The sequence below is a fragment of the Bacillus sp. RC51 genome (assembly GCF_044908115.1).
Lineage (GTDB): Bacteria > Bacillota > Bacilli > Bacillales > Bacillaceae_G > Bacillus_A > Bacillus_A mycoides.
Genome location: NZ_JBIYCW010000034.1, coordinates 1 through 4503 on the forward strand (window position 1 = coordinate 1; position 4503 = coordinate 4503).

Genomic DNA, 4503 nt, shown 5'->3' on the forward strand with positions numbered 1-4503 from the left:
GGATCAAACTCTCCAATAAAGTTAGTTTGTCTAGCATCTAAAAATAAAAATTGACGTTCACGTTGTTTGTTTCGTTCAGTTTTCAAAGAACTTGTTTGCCGCTCATTTGCGACTCCCTTATGTTAACATTTTCATATTTCAATGTCAACCAAGTTTTTTTATTTCTTTTGTCGCTTTCTGCATTGTTGCTATCGGCGACTTTTTCTATATTACACCTCTAAACTCTAATCGTCAACACCTTTTTACAAAGATATTTAATTTAATATGTTCACACCATTTTAGCTCTAAATCAGGCCCTATAAAGATTTCATTAAAATAGAAACCATCGTCTACTTTTCTTTATTAATCTATCCTTCTACAATTTAGAAACTTCTCTATTACAAAGGACTTGCTTCCCCCATCTTACCGAACTCATACGATTGATTCTTTTCAGCTAAACTGACAACCTTATTTTAATAATTAATAGTATATAAGTAGAAAGTTGCTTTATTTTTCATTACTGCTCCCTTTTCCCCTGTGTTTATCAAATTGTACTATCAATAACCATTCTATTAGAATCAGGTGACGATATGAAAGATATATGTATTCTTATAGCAGACGATGATAAAGAAATCCGTGATTTATTAAAAAGATATTTAGAACGAGAGTTATACATAGTAGATACTGCGTCTGCAATTATTTAATCAAAACAACTATAACCTCTTTATATTAGATCTTATGATGCCTAAAGTAGATGGGATCGAAGTATGGAGAAAGCTTAGAGATACAACTAACATCCCTATTATTAATGCTAACTGCTAAAGATCACGAAGTTGCTAAAACTTTAGGCTTAAGCATCGGTGCTGATGATTATATTACGAAGCCTTTCAGTATTCACGAAGTGGTTGCAAGAGTAAAGGCTCTTATGCGACGTTTTTTATTTCTCGGAAGCAACACTAACTTACAAGAAAAAACAACTTTAACATTTAAGGGACTAACCATTGATTTTAAAAAACACACAAGTCCCTACGAACGGACAAGAGATTGCGTTAACCGAAAAAAAACTTAAACTAGTAAAGTTCTTCTCTTCCAACCCAGAGCAATTATTTACAAAAACAAAACTCTTCCGAAATGTGTGGGACGCTAATTATATAGAAGATGATAATACCGTTATGGTACATATTAGAAAACTTAACTGCAAGAGAGAACTTATTAATTAATGCAAAGATAATTGGAGTTCACAAAAGGAATGCAATTGAAGAAGCATTAGAAATTGTAGGCTTACAGCACGAAACAAAAAAATTAGTAGGAAAATACTCTTTAGGAATGAAGCAACGCTTAGGAATTGTACGTGCTCTTCTCCATTATCCTGAACTACTCATACTAGATGAACCAACTAACGGACTAGATCCAATCGGTATTAAAGAAATGCGAAAACTCATTAAATCTTTAGCTCAAGAAAGAAATATAACGATACTCATTTCTAGTCATATATTAGCTGAGGTGGAACAACTAGTCGATCGTATGGGAATTATTCATGAAGGAAGGTTATTAGAAGAAGTTTCTCTTGATACACTGCGTAAAGCCAATCGTAAGTACATAGAATTCCAAGTAAATAATGATAATAAAGCTGCGATGCTATTAGAAAATCATTTTAAAATTTTTGATTATGAGGTACATGATGAAGGAAACATTCGCGTTTATTCTCACTTTGGACAGCAAGGACACATCAACAGAACATTAGTTCGTAACGATATTGAAGTATTAAAAATTGTGATGAGCGAAGATAGACTAGAAGATTATTTCACCAAACTAGTTGGGGGTGGCACAATTGGTTAATCTGCTTTATACAGAACTATTAAAATTGAAACGATCCAATATGTTTTTGATTAGTATTATCGGAGCAGGTGTCGCGCCATTTTTAGTGGTTGTAGCTTCTTATATACACCTGAAGACAAAGCAGCCTACTCCAACTATTTTATTTGGTCAACTGTTCACTGAAGTTAACCTATACACTACTTTAATTATAGGATTCCCCTTATATGGAGTTGTAATCGCTTATCTATTTACCCGTGAATACACGGAAGATACATTAAAAAACTTGCTAACTATCCCAGTATCACGTATTAACTTTATTATAAGTAAGTTTATCCTTCTATTCCTTTGGATCATGATGCTAACTTTAGTTGCTTGGGCGCTAACTTTATTATTAGGGCTAATAGGTAGCTTCCCTGGGTTTAGTATCACCTTACTTTTAGGCTCTCTCGTAAAATTTTTAATATGTGGTGGACTTCTCTTTCTTTTGTCTTCACCTATTGTACTACTAACTCTTGTAATGAAGACCTATGTACCGCCTATTATATTAACAATCATTATTACAATGACTAACCTTATGATCGTAAATTCAAAATATAAAGACCTATTCCCATGGACCGCTACTCTAGATATAGCAAATAACGAATTACAAGCCACATATTATTAAACCGATATTCAAGGAATATCGGTTTTTATCTATTTCATCTCTAGTATTACTCACTTCAATATGGCATAGTGGGTAATAGATCAATATTAATAATCAGAATATTCTTTGCTATCAATCGACACTTCATTAAAATATGTAACGTTAAAAGCTATATTTGAAATCCGAACCTAGTAATAGCATTTCTTCTTTAAACACATATACTGAATTAAAAATAATCACCTCAATTGATTGAATATGCCCATTATACCAATACAGAACAAACGTTCCATTAAACTACTTCCTTGCATTTAAGTAATCGTACTATATTTCACTTGCACTTATCTTCTCTACGAAAGACTCCCAATTATAAGATTTAAGGAGGTTTCATCCTATGTCTATATACACAATTAGAACAGCAGATCGAATTGCTAACAAATCATTTAGTTTCATTTAATAGTATTAACAGCACCATCGGCGAAGTCGGTATTATAGATGAACTATATGGTATTTTAAAAAGCCTCCCTTATTTTCAAGAATATCCTGAGCATGTATGGATTCAATATGTCCCTCATGATCCAATAGGGAGGAAAAATGCATTTGCGTTTGTAAAAGGGAAACATGATTCAACTTCTACTATTATCTATCCTTCTCATTTAGATACGGTTGGCATTGAAGACTTCGGATCGTTAAAAGAACATGCTTTCTCTCCTGAAACACTCGAACAATATTTTCAAACCGATGCAAAACCTGGAGAGTGGCTGTTCGGCCGTGGTTCTCTTGATATGAAAAGCGGCGCTGCCATTCATCTAGCCAATATACTATACTTCTCAGAACATGTGCATTTATTTGAAGGAAATTTACTTCTCTTATTCGATGAAGAAGGGGAACATCGTGGAATTATCTCTGCCTTAACCGAACTCGAAAGACTGAAGCAAGAAAAACAATTACAGTATCGTTTGGCTATTAACAATGATTTTATAACACCTTTATATGATGGAGATACTTAGCGTTACATTTATACAGGAACTTCAGGTAAACTTCTTCCTTGTTTCTATATTTACGGAAGAGAAGTACATGTAGGTGATACATTGTCTGGCATTGATCCTAATTTTATTGCAGCCCAAATCACAAATAGACTACATAACAACTATATCCATTACCATACGAAACAATCCAGAAATTAAACATCCCATCTATTTATATGGGCGTCTACGGGAAAGATGGCCATAAATGGACAGAACGTGTTTACAAACCCTATTCATTCAGCGTATTATCTTTATTAATCCGTAATACAACAATACAAATTTTAAATGACTACAAAGCTATTACAAATAAGCAAATTGTCCAGGGTTTATAAAGAAAATTAACTTTAGCTAAAGTGAGGTAAAAATACAAATGAATCCATTAGCACAATCATATTGGGATACTTATTGGGGAAACAATGAAAAACCAGAATCTGTTACAGCTTGGCAATTTGGTGATTCTCCTGATTATCTCGCTAAACTAGTCATTGATGGTGTGAAAACCGCAACATGCTCGGCCCATATTTTTTATGAATTAGAAAATGAACCACTACCAACAACTAACGATTATAGTATTGTACTCAATAGTCAGGATGAACCTGTAGCTATTATTAAGACAATAGAAGTAACTATAATGCCAATGAATGAAGTGACTGAAGAATTCGCTATCGCTGAAGGCGAAGGCGATCGTACCTATAGTTACTGGAGAGATACCCATATTCAGTTTTTTACAAAGGAACTAAGCGAACTTGGTCTTAGTTTTTCTGAAGATATGCTGCTCGTTTGCGAACGTTTTAAGCTTATCGATGTAAAAAACAAAGTGAAGCTATGATAAATAACGATTTTACCGGAAGTCCATACTAGATAAATACATTTATCTTTAAACAAATAAGCTTGTTATCAATGGATTTCTTGAGCCATTAATAACAAGCTTATTTCATTAAACACAAAAAAGACGAGTCATTCTGACTCGTCTTAAAGTTGCTTGGCGACGTCCTACTCTCACAGGGACAAGGTCCCAACTACCATCGGCGCTAGAGA

The 4503-nt window shown here is 33.6% G+C and carries 1 protein-coding gene and 4 pseudogenes; all 5 read left to right on the top strand.

The window, feature by feature from the left end; genetic code table 11:
- Positions 1 to 569 precede the first annotated feature (569 nt).
- Positions 570 to 1190: pseudogene (locus tag ABH959_RS29335) on the top strand (response regulator transcription factor); the annotation flags it as partial.
- Positions 1165 to 1818 (top strand): annotated as a pseudogene (locus ABH959_RS29340) (ATP-binding cassette domain-containing protein); the annotation flags it as partial. The pseudogenes ABH959_RS29335 and ABH959_RS29340, both read left to right, overlap by 26 nt.
- A pseudogene (locus ABH959_RS29345) lies at positions 1811 to 2455 on the top strand (ABC transporter permease); the annotation flags it as partial. The pseudogenes ABH959_RS29340 and ABH959_RS29345, both read left to right, overlap by 8 nt.
- Positions 2456 to 2826: 371 nt before the next feature.
- A pseudogene (locus ABH959_RS29350) lies at positions 2827 to 3588 on the top strand (peptidase M20); the annotation flags it as partial.
- A 247-nt stretch (positions 3589 to 3835) separates the two neighbouring features.
- Positions 3836 to 4294: an ASCH domain-containing protein gene (locus ABH959_RS29355; RefSeq protein WP_113938655.1), complete on the top strand. Its 459-nt coding sequence runs from the start codon at positions 3836 to 3838 to the stop codon at positions 4292 to 4294.
- Positions 4295 to 4503 lie beyond the last annotated feature (209 nt).